The sequence below is a fragment of the Desulfovibrio sp. DV genome (assembly GCF_001936595.1).
In the GTDB taxonomy this organism is placed as follows: Bacteria; Desulfobacterota; Desulfovibrionia; order Desulfovibrionales; family Desulfovibrionaceae; genus Solidesulfovibrio.
Genome location: NZ_MLBG01000102.1, coordinates 1 through 17,720, shown reverse-complemented (window position 1 = coordinate 17,720; position 17,720 = coordinate 1). Strand labels below are relative to the sequence as shown.

Annotated in this window: 17 protein-coding genes; 12 read left to right on the top strand and 5 right to left on the bottom strand. The window is 66.7% G+C overall.

Going from position 1 to position 17,720, the window contains the following annotated elements; genetic code table 11:
• Positions 1 to 315: 315 nt before the first annotated feature.
• Together DVDV_RS17665 and DVDV_RS17660 are read right to left on the bottom strand one after the other, a co-directional pair.
• Positions 316 to 792, bottom strand: coding sequence for a hypothetical protein (locus tag DVDV_RS17665; protein ID WP_075355937.1), 477 nt, complete (start codon positions 790 to 792; stop codon positions 316 to 318).
• Positions 785 to 1,765: a 4Fe-4S dicluster domain-containing protein gene (locus tag DVDV_RS17660; RefSeq protein ID WP_075355936.1), complete on the bottom strand. Its 981-nt coding sequence runs from the start codon at positions 1,763 to 1,765 to the stop codon at positions 785 to 787. The genes DVDV_RS17665 and DVDV_RS17660 overlap by 8 nt, the downstream gene beginning before the upstream one ends.
• 176 nt (positions 1,766 to 1,941) lie before the next feature.
• Here DVDV_RS17660 and DVDV_RS17655 point away from each other — a divergent pair, with 176 nt between their 5' ends.
• Positions 1,942 to 2,637, top strand: a complete 696-nt coding sequence (locus DVDV_RS17655; RefSeq protein WP_075355935.1) for a Crp/Fnr family transcriptional regulator — start codon at positions 1,942 to 1,944, stop codon at positions 2,635 to 2,637.
• Between the two features lie 2 nt (positions 2,638 to 2,639).
• Positions 2,640 to 3,254 carry a cyclic nucleotide-binding domain-containing protein gene (locus tag DVDV_RS17650; RefSeq protein ID WP_075355934.1) on the top strand — a complete coding sequence of 205 codons (615 nt, stop codon included), beginning with the start codon at positions 2,640 to 2,642 and terminating at the stop codon, positions 3,252 to 3,254.
• A 227-nt stretch (positions 3,255 to 3,481) separates the two neighbouring features.
• Here DVDV_RS17650 and DVDV_RS23545 read toward each other — a convergent pair whose 3' ends face one another.
• A complete protein-coding gene (locus DVDV_RS23545) occupies positions 3,482 to 4,222 on the bottom strand; it encodes a hypothetical protein (protein WP_254845436.1) in 741 nt (246 codons plus the stop codon).
• Positions 4,223 to 4,822: 600 nt separating this feature from the next.
• Between DVDV_RS23545 and DVDV_RS17640 the strand changes: the two genes are divergently transcribed.
• From DVDV_RS17640 to DVDV_RS17595, 10 genes are all read left to right on the top strand, one after another.
• On the top strand, positions 4,823 to 5,983 hold the full coding sequence (locus DVDV_RS17640; RefSeq protein ID WP_075355933.1) for a sulfite exporter TauE/SafE family protein: 1,161 nt from the start codon (positions 4,823 to 4,825) through the stop codon (positions 5,981 to 5,983).
• Between the two features lie 68 nt (positions 5,984 to 6,051).
• Positions 6,052 to 6,600 (top strand): hypothetical protein, encoded by a 549-nt coding sequence (locus tag DVDV_RS17635; RefSeq protein WP_075355932.1) that lies wholly within the window; start codon positions 6,052 to 6,054, stop codon positions 6,598 to 6,600.
• A 30-nt stretch (positions 6,601 to 6,630) separates the two neighbouring features.
• Entirely contained in the window at positions 6,631 to 7,566 is a 936-nt protein-coding gene (locus DVDV_RS17630) for a phosphate/phosphite/phosphonate ABC transporter substrate-binding protein (RefSeq protein WP_075355931.1), read from the top strand.
• Positions 7,563 to 9,614, top strand: coding sequence for a PAS domain-containing protein (locus tag DVDV_RS17625; RefSeq protein WP_075355930.1), 2,052 nt, complete (start codon positions 7,563 to 7,565; stop codon positions 9,612 to 9,614). The genes DVDV_RS17630 and DVDV_RS17625 overlap by 4 nt, the downstream gene beginning before the upstream one ends.
• A gap of 5 nt (positions 9,615 to 9,619) precedes the next feature.
• Positions 9,620 to 9,997 (top strand): response regulator, encoded by a 378-nt coding sequence (locus tag DVDV_RS17620; RefSeq protein WP_075355929.1) that lies wholly within the window; start codon positions 9,620 to 9,622, stop codon positions 9,995 to 9,997.
• Between the two features lie 11 nt (positions 9,998 to 10,008).
• Positions 10,009 to 12,477: a PEP/pyruvate-binding domain-containing protein gene (locus tag DVDV_RS17615; protein WP_075355928.1), complete on the top strand. Its 2,469-nt coding sequence runs from the start codon at positions 10,009 to 10,011 to the stop codon at positions 12,475 to 12,477.
• A gap of 14 nt (positions 12,478 to 12,491) precedes the next feature.
• Entirely contained in the window at positions 12,492 to 13,544 is a 1,053-nt protein-coding gene (locus tag DVDV_RS17610; protein ID WP_075355927.1) for a dual specificity protein phosphatase family protein, read from the top strand.
• Between the two features lie 59 nt (positions 13,545 to 13,603).
• Positions 13,604 to 13,978 (top strand): hypothetical protein, encoded by a 375-nt coding sequence (locus DVDV_RS17605; protein ID WP_075355926.1) that lies wholly within the window; start codon positions 13,604 to 13,606, stop codon positions 13,976 to 13,978.
• Between the two features lie 81 nt (positions 13,979 to 14,059).
• A complete protein-coding gene (locus DVDV_RS17600; RefSeq protein WP_075355938.1) occupies positions 14,060 to 15,256 on the top strand; it encodes an MltA domain-containing protein in 1,197 nt (398 codons plus the stop codon).
• A gap of 126 nt (positions 15,257 to 15,382) precedes the next feature.
• Entirely contained in the window at positions 15,383 to 16,504 is a 1,122-nt protein-coding gene (locus DVDV_RS17595) for a PP2C family protein-serine/threonine phosphatase (RefSeq protein WP_075355925.1), read from the top strand.
• A gap of 29 nt (positions 16,505 to 16,533) precedes the next feature.
• Here DVDV_RS17595 and DVDV_RS17590 read toward each other — a convergent pair whose 3' ends face one another.
• Both DVDV_RS17590 and DVDV_RS17585 read right to left on the bottom strand, forming a co-directional pair.
• Positions 16,534 to 16,875 carry an STAS domain-containing protein gene (locus DVDV_RS17590; RefSeq protein ID WP_075355924.1) on the bottom strand — a complete coding sequence of 114 codons (342 nt, stop codon included), beginning with the start codon at positions 16,873 to 16,875 and terminating at the stop codon, positions 16,534 to 16,536.
• A 93-nt stretch (positions 16,876 to 16,968) separates the two neighbouring features.
• A partial coding sequence (locus DVDV_RS17585; protein WP_139311658.1) for an HDOD domain-containing protein occupies positions 16,969 to 17,720 on the bottom strand: 752 nt, incomplete at its 5' end.

Genomic DNA, 17,720 nt, shown 5'->3' with positions numbered 1-17,720 from the left:
GGACGCATTTCTGAAAGATGGTGTCCAGGAACCAACAGCCTTGCGGCTTTCAATGTGGTTCGACTGGCTTTCCCGGGCGAACCGGTTTGTTGGAATTGGGGCCGCCGTGCTCCCCGCGCTTCGCGGGGAGTGTCGGCGGCCCCAATTCCAACAAACCATGCGGCAAAGCCGCCAAGCGCTTCCGCGCCAACAGTCTTCCCGCGCTCCCACACCCGAAACAGTCCCTTACTTCGTCCAAACCATGCGCCCCCATTCAGGGGGTCCGGGGGGGATGATCCCCCCGGCCGCCGGAGGCATTCCCCTTATTTCACCATCCTACTTCACCATCACACCAACTGAACGACTCTCCACCACGGCCGGCCGCTTCCCGCGTACCAGGGCAAACACCAGCAACCCCATGGCCAGCCCGAGATGCGTCCAGTCCAGGTAGCGCACCTGCATGGGTGCCACCAGCGGCAGCGCCCCGTTTTGCAGAACGCGCACCAGTCCGGTCAGGGCCAGTGCGCCATAGAGTGCGACCCGTTGCCGGCCGGCCGGCGTGAGGTACGGGCGTTTGCCGCCTGCGCCGATCCAGGTGGCGGCGAAGGCGGCCAGGAGGAAGATGAGCAATGCGGCCAGGGCCAGATGCAGGGCAGCGGTTATCTGGTAATTGCCAAGCCAGCCGAGGCCGGGCAGATCGGCGATGTAATAGCGGGAGAAGATGGGCATCTGCCCCATGCCGGTCAGGGCCAGTCCCAGGGCAGCCAGGAGCAGCAGGCGTTTTTGCCAGCGGGGAAAGAGCGGATCAGGCATGGTCGTCCTCCTTGGGGGCGGCGGCTTTGAAGCGGCTGGAGAGGCGCAGCAGGCCGGCGGCGATGCCGGCTATGGGGGCCATGAGCACGGCGGTGGCGAGGTTTTGTTCTTTGCCCATGACGTCGGCGGCGGCGTGGAGTCCCGGCTGGCCCGGGCCGGTTTGAAGGGCCGCGTCAAGGTCGGCGAAGGGCACCGGGGAGACGTAGAGGGTGTTTGTGCCGCCGTTTTCGGTTTCGCCGTAGATGTATCCGCCGGTGGCTTTGGCCAGGGCGTGGGCGGCGGCGATGATTTCCGGGCGCGGGCCGATGGTCTGGACCTCGTAGGGGCAGGCCTCGACGCAGGCGGGCTTGCCGCCGGCGGCCACGCGGCTGTGGCAGCGGTCGCATTTGTACATGACGCCGTTGCCGGCAAAGGCGGGCAGGAGGTCGAGGTACAGGCCAACGCCCGTCTGGCGTTGGGGGATGGCCCAGGGGCACACTGTGCGGCATTTGGCCCCGCCGAGGCAGATGCCGGCGTCGATGACCACGGCTCCGTCGTTGTGGCGCACGGCCGAGCCCCAGGGGCACAGTTCGACGCAGGGCGGGTGGACGCAGTGCATGCAGCGCCGGGGCAGGTTGACGGTTATGGGCGTGCCGTTTCGGTCGACGGTGGCCGACTGGATGAAAAGCCAGTTGTACGGGGTCAGCCGGTTGTCGATGTCGCGCTTGGTGGAAAAGTCTTCGGCCTTGACCCGCTCCGGGTACATTTTGGGGAAAGGCTTTTTGGGTTCCGGGTAATCGGCCTCGTGGGCCTCGCGGCAGGCGGCCACGCAGGCCCCGCAGCCCACGCATTTGGACAGGTCATAGAGGGTGGCGAGCTGCGTGCCGGAGGCGGCGGCGGCATCGCGGGCAACGAGGGTCGCGGCCACGGCCGGGGCGGTGGCTAAAGCGGTGCCGGCGGTGCCGAGGGTTTTGAGAAAGGCGCGTCTGTTCATGCCGACGGACTCCTTGCCGGCGGTTGCCGGACGCCTGATGCCTACGGGATGCGGCCGGGAAAGGCATTGATGTCGATCAATGCGGCGCGGGATTGTGCCTTGACGCCGGTGGGGCAAGGCCGCCACAAAACAGGCAGGGCGCGGCGGCGTGTCGGGCCGTTGGACAAGGGGACCCCATGGATCAGGTCGAGCGGATGATTCTTTTACGGTCGCTGCCGTTTTTTGGCGGCCTTGATGAGCCGCGCCTGGCCCGGCTGGCAGCCGGGGCGGTCGTGTCGGCACATGGTCCGGGCGGGATTATCGCGGCCCGCGACGATGCCGGCGAGGCTTTTTATCTGGTGGCCTCGGGCCGGGCCAAGCTCTATCAGATCGGCCCGGACGGCCGGGAGCAGACGCTCTACGTCCTTGGCCCGGGTGAACCGTTTTGCCTGTGTTCGCTGGTGGATGCCGGGGAATTCCCGGCCTTTGCCGCCGCCCTTGAGGAGACGCGGGTGCTGGCTTTCCCGGCCAAGGCCCTGGCCGAAGCGGCCAGGGACGATCCGCAGGTGCTTTTCGATCTGCTGCGGCTCATGTGCCGGCGGCTCAAACAGTCCATGGCCATGGTCGAATCCCTGGCCCTGCTCCCGCTTTCCGGCCGGGTGGCGGGCTTTGTGCTGCACGAGGCTGCGCGGGGGCTTGGCAGCGGCACGGTGCGTCTGGCGATCAGCCACCGGGAGCTGGCCAAGATCGTCGGAGCCACGCCGGAAGCCTTGTCCCGGGCCTTTAAAAAACTGGCCGAAGCCGGCCATGTGGCCGTGCGCGGCCGCGAGGTGGACATTCTCGACCGGGCCGGGCTGGCGGCCGAGGCCGGGCTGGCCGGCGGGGAGGGGTGAGCGTGGAGCGGGTGGACGGAGCCGATGCCGCGGCGTTGCTCGGACTCATGCAAAGGCTCCCGTTGTGGGCCGATTTCGTCAAAGAGGACCTCGACCTCCTCATGCGCACCGGGGCGGTGCGGCTGGTGCGCTTTGGCAGCGGCGAGGCCATTGTCGAGGAAGGCAATTACGAGAAGACCTTTTACGTGCTGCTGCGCGGGCATGGCCGGGTGGTGCGGGGCGGCAGGCTCGTGGCCGAGCTGGATGCGCCGGGCACGATTTTCGGCGAAATGAGCTTTGTCCTGGGCAAGGGGCGTACGGCCACGGTGGTGGCCGATGCGCCCTGCGACTGCCTGGCCGTGGACATGGGCTATGTCGATTTTCTGCCCAGTCCCGAGCGCGAGGATTTCCTGATCCGCATCTTTCGCCGGCTGGCCGTGGTGGTGACAAGCCGGCTGGGCTCGGCCAATGCCCGCAAAGCCGCGCTCCTGACCGCCATGCGGGAGCGCCGCGAGGCGCTCCGGGCCCACGTGGCCGCCGAACAGGCCATCCTCGCAACGCTTCGCCGGGAACTGGCCGGACTTGATACGGCCGACGACGAGGAAGTCCTGCGCCAGTTGCTCGACCGGCAGTTTTAATGACAAGCGGGAGAAGCAGAAGCAGAAGAGAAAGAGGAAGAGAAAGATGCCTCCGGCGGCCAAAGGGCTGAGCCCTTTGGAATCCCACCGGGGGGAAGTTTGATCAGACCGGGTGCGTTACCACGTCGAGACGCGAAAATTGCTTTTTGAGCTTGACGCGGACCACCGTTGCTCCGGCGGCCAAAGGGACTGACACCCTTTGGAATCCCACCTGGGGGAAGTTTTATTTACATGGCGGACCGGGACGGCTTCGGGTCCGAGATCGGGATATCGGTCGGGACGCTGGGCGGCACGTCAGAGGGCGCATCAGGCGGCGTATCAATCGACCCGCCGGGCGGCAGGTCTGAAGGTGCGTCAGGCGGCGTATCGGTCGGTACGCCGGGTGGCCGGTCGGAGGGCGTATCGGTCGGGACGCCGGGCGGCACGTCGGAGGGCGCATCGGGCGGCGTATCAATCGACCCACCGGGCGGCAGGTCGGAGGGTGCGTCAGGCGGCAGGTCGGCTGGCGCACGGGGCGGCACATCCACGGCACCGTCTGCCCCGGCCGGCCGGCCCTTGGAAGCCGGAACCTGGGGCGTCATGGTCTGTTGGGCGGCAGCCAGCACGGCATCAACGAATCTCCCCCGGTTGGGATAGGCCATGGACCCGAGAAACTCGCGCACGGCCTCGAAATCCTGGCAGACGTGGGCGTATTCCTGGCGGCCGGCAATATCTTCGGTCTCGGGATAGGTGACGACGTAATACAGAAAAAAACGGCCGCTTTGGGTGCGGATGATGGCCAAAAGCTCCACCCGGCCGCCGGCCGGCGGCATGAGCCCGTCGGGCAGGACTTCGCGGCGATAATAGGCCAAAAGCGTACCGGTGACGGCCACAGCCGAACCGTTTCGGGGCAGACGGTACTTCCGGCACTTGCCAAGGAGCTTGTCTCCGATGTCTTTTTCTTTCTTCGGTCGTAAAAAGGGCAGCATAATCAAAGGCCTCCGCAGGCAGGGACCGGCCTCCGCAATATGGGGCCGTGTCGCTGGCATATAGCCCCAAGGCGGCGGGCCGGTCAAAGGGAAAGGCGCGGGTTTGTTCTTGCCTTGCCGGCGCGATTGGGGCATGGTTTGCCTGTCGGGACCGAAGTCCCGGAATGCAGGGCGGGTCGGCGACGACTCAGCCCTTTTTTTACAGCCTGACTTTGTGAAAAATGTCACAAAGTTCCCTCCGATTCTCCCCTCTTTTGCCCCCTGTTTCACCGTTCATTGTGAAAAACAGAATGATAGCAACACATTCTTGACAGGAAGCGATTGCAATGCTCTATGATGCAACGAAAGCCCCACGGTCCCGCAACGGATCATACAGGCTCGGGCCGCACCCTGGAGCAATCCGATCGTTTGGCGGCGATACCGGCAGTCTTGCCGGCATCGCGCAACGACGACTTCAGTTTCCAGATGCGGCCAATGGTGCGGCGGCAGGCATCGCGTCTCCCCGCCCGTGGCAGCAAGGCAGTAGCGGCAGGCGGCTCGTCCGGCCGCACGCACCAACCAAGCAACGCAGTTTCGCCGCCAACCACAAGGAGGCCACAGGTGAAGAACTGGAAATGGACCCTGCCCGTCGGGCTATTGGCCATCGTGGCCATCGCTTTATGGTTTGAACCCGCTTTTGCCGACAAACTTTCCGACGCCATCGCCAAAGCGCCCGTTGGCGCTGAACCGGGTCAGATTCCGGCCGATCCCAATGCCGTCAAGGGCTTCCTCGGCATCCCCGGCTCGCCGGTGGTCAACCCCATCCTGGCTTTTTGCTGGGCCGTGTGGGTGGGCTGGATATTCTCCACCGTCGGCGCGTTCGGCGGCGTCATGTCCGGCGTCGGCCACATGAGCGTTTTCGGGTTTGGCAGCTACGCCGGCAGCTTCAAAAAAACCGCGCCCGAGCTTGGCAAGGTCATCACCGACTCCATCAAGGCATCCAACCAGTTCCTGGTCGGTCTTTCTGCCGCCATCAGCTCCTTTAATTACCTCAAAATGAAGCGCCTCGTGCTGCCCCTGGCCATCACCCTGGGCCTTGGGTCGCTGATCGGCGCCTGGCTGGCCCAGGAACTCTCGGCCGGCAAGCTCGATTTCAAGTCCTACCAGGGCTACTTCGGCCTGTTCGTCCTGCTCCTTGGCTGCTGGCTGTTTTACGAGACCACCCCGGCCGGCCAGTCCAAAAAGCAGACCGCCAAAAAGGCCGCCCAGGCTTTTGAGGCCGCAGCCAAAAAGATCAAGTGCGGCGAATCCGTCGACGCCTCCTGCGACGGCCTGCACATCACCCAGTTCACCCTGTCCAAGTGCGCCTTCACCTTCTACGGCGTGCCGTTCCAGTTCAATCCGTTGATCCCCTTCCTCGGCGGCATCGTCATCTCGGCCGTGGCCGCCTTCCTGGGCGTTGGCGGCGGCTTCCTCCTGGTGCCGTTCCTGACCAGCGTCACCCAGTTGCCCATGTATCTGGCCGCCGGAACCTCGGCCCTGGCCGTTTTGGTCAGCATGGTCACCAGCATCATCACCCTGCTTTCCAAGGGCACCCCCATCGAGTGGCACTTCATTGGCCTTGAGATGCTCGGCATCGCCGTCGGCTCCTTCGTCGGCCCCATGACCTCGAAGTACTTCTCCGACGTGTGGCTCAAGCGCCTGTTTATCGTGCTGTCCGCCTATGTCGGCATCGGCTACCTGCTGGCCGGCTTTTTCAACTTCAAGCTCCCCGGCATCTAGATCGCAGGCCTGTCCCCCTGGACACGGCTCCCCGTCCCGGCTACCTGGGACGGGGAGCCTTTTTGGTTATGAACGACTTCTTTCTCCAAGCCTTCCTGGTCATCGACGCCATTCTCGTGGCCCCCTTCCGCTGGTTTGCCAATGCCCAGGCCGGCTTTGTCTGCGGCATGGCCGTGCTGGCCATCGCCTGCGCCCTGCTTGGCCGGGCCTGCGCCGCCGGCGTCGCCCGGGTCCACCGGACCAAGCGCGAACGCCAGGACGCCGAAATACGGCGCCATCAGGACCTGTCCTTCTCAGCCCTGGCCGCCAAGGACCGCGAGACCTATCTGGCCGCCAACCATCTGGCCCAGGAGGCCTACGGCAATTCCATGGCCCTGGCTGCCGGCCGGGCTGCGGCCCTTATCTGGCCGGCCCTGCTCGTGTTGGCCTGGGCCGGCTGGCGGTTTGCCGACGCGCCGCTCCCCCTGGTCGGCGAATCCGCCGGCCCGGCCGTTTTTTTTCTGCCGCTTTATATCGCCGCCTTGTGGGGTCTGGCCCGGGTGACGCGGGCGCTTCGGCCTGCTGGCGATGCCCGGGCCGGTTCTGATCCGACCCACTTTCCTCCCGCCCCGAAGTGACGTATCCTCCCCGGAAAGGGGGGTGAATGGATGCGGCGACGGGAGTTCCTGCTGGCGGGCCTTTTGGTGCCCTTTCTGCCTGCGTGCGGTCACGATGAGGATGCCGTGCGGGTGGATCTCTCCCGGCGCGAGGAACCGACCATGCGCCAGCCGCCCAAGGCCGTCACCTACGCCTACCTGCCCCAGTACGCCCACACCGTTTCCTACGAACGCCACCGGCTGCTCCTCGATTATCTTTCCCGGTCCACCGGCCTTTCCCTGCGCCAGGTCTTTCCCGACACCTTCGAGGAACACGTGCGCATGGTGGAGCGCGGCGAGATCGACATTTCCTTTTCCAATCCCTTCGCCTACATCCGCATGGCTGCCAGCGGGGCCAGGGCCTTTGCCCGCATCATCGAACCGTCGGGCAAGCCGGATTTCAAAAGCCAGATCATCTGCCGACGCGACAACAAGGCACTGGTCACCCTGGCCGACTGCCGGGGCAAGCGCTGGATGGCCGTGGACCAGTCCTCGGCCGGCGGCTACATCTACGCCCTGGGCGAATTTTACGACAACGGCATCCGCCGGTCCGATTTCGCCGAAATCACCTTTGCCCCGGGGCCGGGCGGCAAGCAGGAAAAAGTCGTCCTGGCCGTGTTTGCCGGAGCCTGCGACATCGGCTCCATCCGCGACGGCACCCTGGACATCCTGCGCGAGCGCATCGACATCGGCCAGTTGCGCATCCTGGCCGAGAGCAAATCCTACCCCGGCTGGGTCTACAGCGCCCGCCTGGGCTTCCCCCCGGAAACCACGGCCAGGATCGCCCGGGCCTTTTTCGCCCTGAACTACGACCGGCCCGACGACGCCACCATCCTGACCACCGCCGGAATGCGCGGCATCATCCCGGCCAACGACGCCGACTATGCCTCGGTGCGCCGGCTGGCCGAAAAGCTCGGCCTCGACGCCACGGCCGGGGGCGACGAATGATCCTGCGCCTGTCCGCCCTGAGCTTTCGCACCAAGATCAACTGCGGCATCGTGCTCATCGTCGGGCTGATCGCCATCCCCCTGGCCTACCTGACCTGGCGGGCTGCGGCTGAATCCCTCCAGGCCGAAACCCGCAAACGCGGGCTGGTCCTGTCGGAAAATCTGGCCATGCGGGTGTCCGACCCCATGCTGTCGATGGACCTGCTGCGGCTTAAAAACATGGTCGACGAGCTCGATAAGGTCGACGACATCAGCTACGCGTTTATCCTCGACCGCCAGGGCAGCGTGCTCGTCCACACCTTCACCGGCGGTTTTCCCGTGGAGTTGCTCGACGTCAACGCCCCGCAAGGGGACAAGCCCACGATCCGCCTGCTCGACACCGGCCGGGAATTCATCGACGATTTCGCCGCCCCGGTGGTCATTGTCGGCACCCCCTTCGGCACGGCCCGCATCGGCCTGTCGCGCACCAAGGCCGAGGCCGCCGCCGACCGTCTGGCCCTGATGATCGTCTTTTATTCCGCCGCGGCCATGGTGGCCGCCCTGGCCCCGTCCACCCTCTTTGCCCGGCGCGTCACCGAACGCATCAATCGCCTCAAGCGCCATGCCGAAGAGGTGGTCAAGGGCAACCTCGACCCCCGGGCCGGCCCCCCGGCCCTTCGTCCCTGCTCGGCCATCCTCGATTGCGACAAAAAACTGTGCCCGGCCTACGGCGACAAGGCCCGGCGCTGCTGGCTGACGGCCTCGCCGGACCAGCGCGGCGACGGGCCGGAGTCCTGCCGGGACTGTCCGGTCTACCGCGAACAAAAGGGCGATGAGATCCAGGATCTGGCCGAGACCTTCGATGTCATGGCCGTGTCGCTCAAAACCCATCTCGACGAACTGCGCCGGGCCGAACGGGTGCTCTCGCGCCAGGAGCGCCTGCTGCGCACCATTCTCGACGCCACCCCGGACTTCGTCTGCCTTGTTGATGAAAATTCCAAGTATCTGGCCGTCAACCGGGCCTATGCCACCTTCGTCGGCCAGCCCTCGGGGACCATTGTCGGCAGCACCGACCGCGAGATATACCCTGAAGACGAAGGCCCGGACATGCACGAAGAGAACAGGCGGGTCCTCGACGCCGGCCGGCCAAGCGACCGCGAAGTCAGCCTTCGTCGGCCCGGCGGGCCGCTTTGGCTCCACATCGTGCGCGTGCCGGTCACCGACCCGGCCGGCCGGGTCATCGGCCTGTTGCGCACCGCCCGCGACGTCACCCAGCTCAAGCAGTTCCAGGAGCAGCTCATCCAGTCCCAAAAGATGGAATCCATCGGCAAACTGGCCGGCGGCGTGGCCCACGAGATCAACACGCCCCTTGGGGTCATCCTCGGCTATTCCCAGCTCCTGCAGGAAGACGTCCCGGCCGGCAGCCAGATCCGGGCCGATTTGCAAACCATCGAGAAACAGGCCAAGGTCTGCCGCAAAATCGTGGCCGACCTGCTGGGCTTTTCGCGGCAGGCCGAAAGCGCCAAAATCGAAATGTGTTTCAACAATTCGCTTATGGAAGCCATCAGCCTCGTGCGCCACGCCTTGTCCCTGGACAAGATCGCCATCGTGACCAACCTCGATGAGCGGATGCCCATTATTTACGGCGACCCGGAAAAGCTCAAACAGGTCTGGATCAATCTCCTGTCCAACGCCCGCGACGCCATGGCCGGCCGGGGCGGCACCGTGCTTGTGCGGTCACGGCTTTTCGCCGAAGACCAGAAGGTCACGGCCTGGTTTGCCGATACCGGTCCCGGCATCAGCCCGGAAAACCAGAGCCGCATCTTCGATCCCTTTTTCACCACCAAGCCCGTGGGCCAGGGCACCGGCCTCGGGCTGTCCGTGTCCTTTGGCATCATAAACGACCACGGCGGGGCCATCCGGGTCGAGACGCCGGCTCCGGACGGCTTTTTCGACGCCCATCTGACCGGCGGCGAGGACACGCCCGGCACGGTCTTCATCGTCGACCTGCCCCTTGACCACGAAGAAACCCTCGGCGGGCCGCGCCCGGCCGATCCCACGGAGGCATAACGCCCATGGCCGACATTATCGTGCTCGACGACGTCATTGACGCCGGCGTCGTCATCAAACGCATCCTGGAACGCAAGGGACACAGCGTCACCGTCTTTACCGAGGAGGAGGAGGCCCTTGCCCATGTGGCCAAGAAGCACCCGGCCCTGGCCATCCTCGACATGAAGCTTAAAAAACTGAGCGGCGTGGAAGTGCTCGAAGAGATCAAGAAGCGCTCGCCCCTGACCCGGGTCATCATGCTGACCGGCTACCCCACCCTGGAAACGGCCCGGGAGTCGGTGCGCCTGGGGGCCTGCGAATACTGCGTCAAACCCATCGACAAGGACGAACTCGAACGCAAGGTCGAGGAAGCCCTGGCGGCCCCCGAGCCGGGCCAGGGCTGATCGGGGCGGACGTGTTTTCCAGGGAACTCTTTCGCCGCTGGACCTATCAGGTCTTTGCCCCGGGGGTGCTTTTACGCGAAAAGTACAACGCCTTCCGGGAACTCTTGCGCTATGACGACGCCTGTCTCGAACTGATTGCCGCCATCGAGGACATCCACTACGGCGGCGCGGCCGTGGACTGGACCCGGGTGGTCCATCTGACCCGCCGGCTGCGCACCTCGGTCGCGGAGCTGGTGGAACGTCTGGGGCGCCTCTCGCCCAGCCGCCATCTCGATTTGCCGGAATACGCCCGCAAGGTGGATTTCTACGTCCAGATGGCCCTGGACCTGCCGGCCGGCGACATGTCCCCGCCCTTTGTCGCCCCCCTGGCCGAGCTGGCCGGCGACGTGGCCCGGGCCGGGGGCAAGGCCGCCAATCTGGCCCGGGCCGCGACCGAGGCCAAGGTCCCGGTGCCGGACGGCTTCGTGGCCACCACCGGGGCCTTCCGCTATTTTCTCGAAGCCTGCGAACTGCGCCCGGGCATCGACCGGTGGCTGCGCCGGGTGGATCTGGCCCGGCCCGATGCCGTGGCCGACATTGCCGGCGAAATCCGAAGCCTGATCCTGGCTGCCCGAGTGCCCGACGAAGTGGCCGGTCCCATTGCCGCTGCCGCCGCCCGCCTGGGCAAAGGCCCCAAGGGGACCGTGCTGCCGCTGGCCGTGCGCTCCTCTGCCGTGGCCGAGGACGGCCGGGCCTCCTTTGCCGGCCAGTACGAAAGCCTGCTTGGCGTCGATCCGGCCGAGGCCGTGGCCGCCTACCGCCGGGTGGTGGCCGGCAAGTACTCGGCCAAGGCCCTCACCTACCGGGTGCTGACCGGCTATGCCGACGAAGAAACACCCATGGCCGTGCTCTTTTTGCCCATGGTGCCGGCTGCCGCTTCCGGGGTGCTCTATACCCGCGACAGCGCCGATCCTGACGCGCCCATGACCGTCTACGCCGTGCCGGGCCTGGGCGCGGATCTGGTCGAGGGCGCAGCCAGCCCGGAACGCCTGGCCCTGTCCCACGATCCGCCCCATTTCCTCCTCGACCGCCAGACCCTTGACGCCCCGCTGCTGACCGAAACCGCGGCCGGCCGGCTGGCCGCCCTGGGACTGGCCCTGGAGCGGACCTTTGGCTCGCCCCAGGACGTGGAATGGGTGCTTGGTCCGGACGGCGCGCCGGCCATCCTGCAATCCCGGCCCATGGCCGTGGAGGACGGTCCGGCCCTGGCTGCGCAGACACTGACGCCGCCGCGCCCGGTTGGCCTCACCCCCCTTTTGTCCGGCGGCATGCGCGCCTCGGGCGGCTCGGCCGCCGGCATCGTGCGCTTTGCCGCCACCATTTTGGACATCGAGGCCATCGCCCCGGGCACGGTCCTGGTCACCCCCACCCTGCCGACCACCCTGGCCCGGGCCGTGGACCGACTGGCCGCGGTCATCGCCGTCTCAGGCAGCCGGGCCGGCCATTTCGCCTCGGTTGCCCGGGAGTTCGGCCTGCCCGTCATCACCGGAGCCACTGACGCCTTTGCGGCCCTGACCGAAGACATGGAAGTGACCGTCGATGCCGACGCCGCCCTGGTCTACCCCGGACAGGTGGCCGCCCTGCTCGCCCGGCCCGCTGCGCCACGGGCCGGCGCGGGCTCGCCCGTGGCCGAACGGCTGGCCCGGCTGGTGCCGCTGGTGGCCGGACTGACGCTGACCGATCCGTCGTCGCCGGATTTCACCCCGGCCAGGGTCCGATCCCTCCACGACATCGTGCGCTTTGCCCATGAAAAGGCCGTCACCGAGATGTTTTCCCTGGTCGGCGAGTCCGGCCGGGGGCTGGCCTCGGCCAAACGCCTGCGCAGCCACCTGCCACTGACCATGTATGTCCTGGACCTCGGCGGCGGCGTGTTCGAGTCGGCGGCGGGGGACAAGGAACTGCGGCCCGACCAGATCAAAAGCGCCCCGATGTGGGCCTTGTGGGCCGGGCTGGCCGCTGACGACGCCCCCTGGCCCGAGGGGCCGCCCATCACCGACGACGAGGCCTTTGACCGCACCAGCGCCGGCATCTTTGTCAACGACTCCAAACATCTGGCCAGTTACGCCGTCATCTCCGACACCTATGCCCACGCCATGCTGCGCTTTGGCTACCATTTCACCGTGGTGGACGCCCTGTGCGGGCCCGAGGACGCCCAGAACTACGTCAATTTCCGGTTCAAAGGCGGCGGAGCCGGTTTTGACCAACGCACCCTGCGCCTGTCCTGCATCCGCCGGGTGCTCACCCATTTCGGCTTTGTTGTGCGGGCTGCCGGCGACCTGCTCGACGCCTCGCTCACCCGCATCCCGGAAAAAACGGCCCAGAAACGGCTGGCCATGCTCGGCTGCCTGCTGGCTGCCAGCCGGATGCTCGACATCCGCCTGACCAGCGAGGCCGAGGCCGATGCCTGGGTCGCGGCCTTTCTCGAACGCACCGACCGCTGAGGCCATCCACTGCCATGGCTGCCGCAAATCACGCCTACCACCTGACCTGGGTGACCAGCCATCTGGCCGTGGGCGGCGCGCCCATGTCCCATGAGCAGCTCGACTCCCTGAAAAGCCAGGGGATCACAGCCATTCTCAACCTGTGCGCCGAATTCTGCGATCTCCACGAGATCGAGGCTGCCGCCGGCTTCGAGGTCCACTATCTGCCCATCCCCGACGAGGGCGCGCCGGACATGGCCGCCCTGGAAACAGCCCTGGCCTGGCTCGACGAGGCCATCTACCTCGGCAAGAAAGCGCTCATCCACTGCCGCCACGGCATCGGCCGCACCGGCACGGTCCTAAACGCCTATCTCCTGCGCCGGGGCCTTGGCCACAAGGGCGCGGCCCGGGTGTTGCGGCCGCTGCGCTCCAAGCCGACCAATTTCGACCAGTGGTGGACCATCCGCCGCTATGGCAAGACGGCCGGGAAGCTCACCGTGCGCGAGCCACGCCTGGAATCCGGCCGGGCCGTCAATCTGGCCCCGTTTCTGGCCGACTATGACGCCCTGGCCGCCCTGGCCGGACAGGCGGCCGCGACAACGCCCTGCTGCGGCCGCGACACCGATGCCTGCTGCCGCCGCCCGCTATGGCTGTCGCTGATCGAAGCCGTGGCCCTGGCCCGGGCCATCGACCAGGAGCTGCCAAGCGAGGTGCGCCAAAGCGTCATCGAACTGTCTGGCGAGGCCTCGCGGGAAATGGACGACCTGACCCGGCGCTACGACGATTCCCGGGAACTGTGCCTGTCGGCCTGGTCCCGGCTATGCCCGCTGGCCAGGGACGGAGCCTGTCTGGTCCTGGCCCACCGGCCCATGGCCTGCATCACCTACGGCGCGCCCGGCGTTGCCCTGGCCGCCCTGTGGGAAAAAACCCTGGAACCGGGCCTGGCCGAGCTGTCGCGCCAGGTCTTTCTGGCCCTGGCCGGCACTCTGGGCGACGAGGCGCTGCCCTATTTCGCCCTGCCCGACGTGGCCTCGGGACGCTACGTGTCCGCGGTGTTTCAGTATCTGCTGGCCCTTTCCAGGCGTTGACCGCAGCCGCCGGGACGGCGTAGGAGAACGGGTCACACACCGCAACGAAGGAGACTGCCATGGCTGAAGATTTCAGGACGCTTCTCATGGAATCGGACCGGCTCGAAGACGGCGACCGCTGGTTCGGCGACATCCAGATCGGCGGCTGGTTCTATTTTTCGGCCCAGGCCGGGCCGTTTCACGACAGCCGGCCCCAGACGCTCCTGGACAATCCCATGGGCTACGAGTCCTTTGACCTGCGCCTGCAAACGGTACAGGGCGTGATCAGCTACGGCCGCCACGGGGCCTGGGATGATCTCAAAAACAAGCCCTGGGCCGCCCTGTTCAAGGAGGACCGCCCCACGGTCCTGCACGCCCCGGACGTCCCTGTCGCCACCTGCCAGCAGATTTACGAGGACCTCCTGGCCTACGCCCGGACCAATCCGGTGCCGTAACGGCTCTGTCCGCTTGCCGGGGCAATGGGCGCGCCGCATTGCCCCCTTCCCCTCCTGCGCCCCCCGCGCTATACCCAGGCCATGAGACGCCCCGCAATATGCCGCCCCAGTGCCCTGGTCCTGGCCGCCTGTCTGGCAACCGTCCTGCTCGCCGGCTGCGCCGGCCTGGAGGAGACCCCGCCGCCGCCGGCCCGCAACAGCCAGGCCGCCGCCCCCGGCCAGACTGCCGCTCCCGGCCAGACGCCGGCCGCGCCGCCCCAGATGCGCGCTGCCGTGCCCCCGGCCCCGAGTGCCCCCTGGAACAGCCGCATCTCCCCGGCCAGCCAGCAGATCGCCAGTTTTAGCACCCTGGCCCCGGCGGTTGACCGCTCCATTGCCTATGTCGCCCGCAAACCGGCCGGGGCCGTGGCCGTGGACCAGCCCGGCGCACGCCTCACCTGGGGCCAGCTCCACCAGAGCCTGCTTACCTTCCGGCGCATCCTGCCCGAACTCGACCGCGACCCGGCAGTGCTGGCCAAATATTTCACCTGGGTGCCGCTTTCCACCGATACGCTTTTGACCGGCTACTACGAACCGACCATCGAGGTCTCGCGCACCCGCCAAGGCCAATACATCTGGCCCATCTACCGCAATCCCGGGGCCACGGGCAAACAACACAGCCGGGAAGCCATCGACTACAAAGGCGCGCTGGCCGGCCGCAACCTGGAACTGGGCTTTGCCAAGGACCCCATCGCGGTCTTTTTCCTGCACGTCCAGGGCTCGGGCAAGCTGCGCTACATCGAGGACGGCTCCACGGTCTATGCCCTCTACGACGGCAAAAACAGCCACCGCTACGTGGGCGTCGGCCGGGTCATGGTGGAACGAGGCTGCTTTCCCGATGAAGAGATGAGTATGCAGCGCATCCGCCGCTTCCTGGAGGAAAACCCGTCCCAGGTGCGCGAATACCTGACCCAAAACCCGAGCTATATCTTTTTCAAGGCCTCCCAGACCACGCCGGTCGGGGCCATGGGCGTGCCCGTCACCCCCCACGCCAGCGTGGCCGTGGATCCGGGGTTTGTCCCCTACGGCACCCTTTTGGCCGTCGACGGCGACCTGCCCGGCTATCCGCCCGGGACCGGCCCCGGCGTCGAGCGCTTCACCGGCTTTGTCATGGCCCAGGACACCGGCTGCATGCGCGGCAACCACTTCGACCTCTACCTCGGGCCGGGCGAAAAAGCCGCCCATCAGGCCGGCCTCATGAAAGGCACGGCCAAGGGCTACGTCCTCATGCCGCGGTAGGACGGGAGGTGTGGCGGGGGAGAAGAAAAGAGTGCCTCCGGCGGCCAAAGGGCAGTGCCCTTTGGAAACCCACCCGGGGGCAGGGTAACGGGCGGGCCCAAGGCCTGCGAAGCTGTGGCGGGAGTTATGACGCGAGTACTCATCGCCGACGATAACGCAATTTTTCGGGAAGTGCTCCGGCGGCATGTGACGTCGCTCTTTGGCTTTGCCGTCGTTGAAGCCGAAAACGGCCTGGAGGCCGTGGCCCTGGCCGAAACCGTGCACCCGGATCTGATCCTTTTAGACCTCGTCATGCCGGGCCTCGACGGCATCGAGGCCATCCGCCGCATCCGGGCCATCCCGGCCCTGGCCGATGTGCCCATCATCTTCCTGTCCGCCGAGACCGACCGTTGCGTCTGGGCCGAAGCGCTTTCGGCCGGGGCCAACGACTTCATGCCCAAGCCCTACCATCGCCAGGAACTGGCCGCCCGCATCAGCCTGCACTTGAAGCTCGCCAACCTCGGCCAGGAGCTTCGCCGGCAAAACGATCTGCTCACCCGGGAACGCTATCTGGCCGGCTGCGTCCAGCGCCAGCTCTTGCCCAAGGACCTCGATTTCCCGGGCATCGAGTCCGCCGTGGTCTATCAGGCCCAGGAACAGATCGGGGGGGATTTTTACGAAGCCTGGGACGACGGCGCAGCCGTCAATGTGGTCATGGCCGACATCTCCGGGCACGGAGCCTCGGCCGCCATGCTCATGGCCGTGTGCAAGGGGTTGCTCTTGTCGCTGCGCCAGTCCGGGCTGGACCCGGAAGACGTGGTGGCGGCGCTCAATACCCTGCTGTGCGAACTGCTGCTCGGCGGCGACCTGGACATGTTCGTGACCCTGGTCCTGTGCCGCATCGACCGGACCCTGCCGCTGCTGTCCGTGGTCTCGGCCGGGCATGTGCCGGCCTATGTCATCGGCCGCGTGGGCTTAACCGAACTGCCGTCCCAGGGGCCGGCCCTCGGCATCCTGCCCCACTTCAACTGGGCCGCCCGCACGATCCCCTTTGGCCCCGGCGACACCCTCTTTCTCTATACCGACGGCCTGACGGAACTACGCGCCCCGGACGGGACGTTTTTCGGCGAGGCCCGGGTGCTGGAACACCTGCGACCGGGTATCTCCCCCAAGGACCTCATCGGCGAGATCATCGAAACCGCCCTGCCCTTTTGCAAGGGCTTCCTCCACGACGATCTGGCCATGGCCGCCCTGCTCCGTCTGGCCTGACCCGGCCCTGACCCGGCCCCGGCCACACGTCAGGCGTAGCGGGCCAGCCCCGAAGCCCGGTCGGCAAAGACATCAAAAACCGCCCCGAGCGTCACCACCCGGATGATCTTGTCCACATGGGGATGCAGGCGGCAGATGCCCATACGCCCGCCCCTGGCCGCGACAGCCTTTCGCACCGACACCATGGCCCCGATGGCCTTGCTGTCCATGAAGTTGACCGCCCCGAGATCGAGCAGCAGGTCCTCACCCTTGGCCGCCTCGAAGTGCGCCAGCACCGCATCCTTGAAATCCTCGCTCCCGGTGTGGTCCACTTCGGGAGTCAGCACCGCCACCACCAGACATCCGCCGACCAGTTCCGCCGTCAGGTCCATGCCCGTTCCCCGCGTTCGCCGCGTTGCCCTGGGGGGCGGCCGCTCGTGCCGCCGGATCGGGAAACGCCAGGGCCGGGCGCTTCCCGCTGCAAATCAGGTCCCGTCGTCATCCCTGCCCTGGTCCAGGACCGCCTGGCAGGCCGTCCGCCAGACCGGCAGCCGCGAGGCCAGGCCCGATGCGGCCAGATACAGTTCATCCAGAGGATTTATGGCATAATCGTGGCTGATGACCACCAGCTCGTGCTCCAGGCGGTTGGCGGTGTGCACGGCCAGCAGCGGCGAAAAACCGGCCCGCCGGTCGCGCCCCGGCTCGTGGTGGCGGTAGACCGCCCGCACCACCTCGTCTTCCACGCCCCAAAGCCCCAGCAGATAGGCCCCGACCTCGGCGTGGGAGGCCCCGAAAAAATGCTGCTCCATGTCGAGGATGGTCCCCTGGCCGGCCTGGCAGGCCCGGATGACCTCCAGATACAGTTCGGGAAAATTGGTGGCCATGACCAGCTTGCCCACGTCGTGGAGCAGCCCGGCAATATAGCAGGACTCGCGCACGTCGTTCTCCGCTCCCTCCTGGACCGCGATCTCCCGGGCCATCCGGGCCGTGCCCAGGCAATGGCTCCACAGCTTCTCCAGGTCGAAGTCCCGAAAGGCGTCCTTGTCGAAACGCCCGAAAAGCCCGACCCCGAGCACCAGGGCCTTGACCACGTCAAGCCCCAGCAGGTTGACGGCGTGGGCCGGGCTGGAAACATGGACGCGCAGGCCGAAAAAGGCCGAGTTGACCAGTTTGAGCACCCCGGCGGCCATGCCCACGTCCTGGGCAATAAGGGCGGAGACCTCGCGCACGGACGGGT

Bases quoted from the DNA above. Each gene is read 5' to 3' on its own strand.
- DVDV_RS17635 (WP_075355932.1), top strand. From the start codon at position 6,052: ATGAACGACTTCTTTCTCCAAGCCTTCCTGGTCATCGACGCCATTCTC.
- DVDV_RS17620 (WP_075355929.1), top strand. From the start codon at position 9,620: ATGGCCGACATTATCGTGCTCGACGACGTCATTGACGCCGGCGTCGTC.
- DVDV_RS17600 (WP_075355938.1), top strand. From the start codon at position 14,060: ATGAGACGCCCCGCAATATGCCGCCCCAGTGCCCTGGTCCTGGCCGCC.
- DVDV_RS17625 (WP_075355930.1), top strand. From the start codon at position 7,563: ATGATCCTGCGCCTGTCCGCCCTGAGCTTTCGCACCAAGATCAACTGC.
- DVDV_RS17660 (WP_075355936.1), bottom strand. From the start codon at position 1,765: ATGAACAGACGCGCCTTTCTCAAAACCCTCGGCACCGCCGGCACCGCT.
- DVDV_RS17655 (WP_075355935.1), top strand. From the start codon at position 1,942: ATGGATCAGGTCGAGCGGATGATTCTTTTACGGTCGCTGCCGTTTTTT.
- DVDV_RS23545 (WP_254845436.1), bottom strand. From the start codon at position 4,222: ATGCTGCCCTTTTTACGACCGAAGAAAGAAAAAGACATCGGAGACAAG.
- DVDV_RS17605 (WP_075355926.1), top strand. From the start codon at position 13,604: ATGGCTGAAGATTTCAGGACGCTTCTCATGGAATCGGACCGGCTCGAA.
- DVDV_RS17665 (WP_075355937.1), bottom strand. From the start codon at position 792: ATGCCTGATCCGCTCTTTCCCCGCTGGCAAAAACGCCTGCTGCTCCTG.
- DVDV_RS17590 (WP_075355924.1), bottom strand. From the start codon at position 16,875: ATGGACCTGACGGCGGAACTGGTCGGCGGATGTCTGGTGGTGGCGGTG.
- DVDV_RS17595 (WP_075355925.1), top strand. From the start codon at position 15,383: ATGACGCGAGTACTCATCGCCGACGATAACGCAATTTTTCGGGAAGTG.
- DVDV_RS17610 (WP_075355927.1), top strand. From the start codon at position 12,492: ATGGCTGCCGCAAATCACGCCTACCACCTGACCTGGGTGACCAGCCAT.
- DVDV_RS17630 (WP_075355931.1), top strand. From the start codon at position 6,631: ATGCGGCGACGGGAGTTCCTGCTGGCGGGCCTTTTGGTGCCCTTTCTG.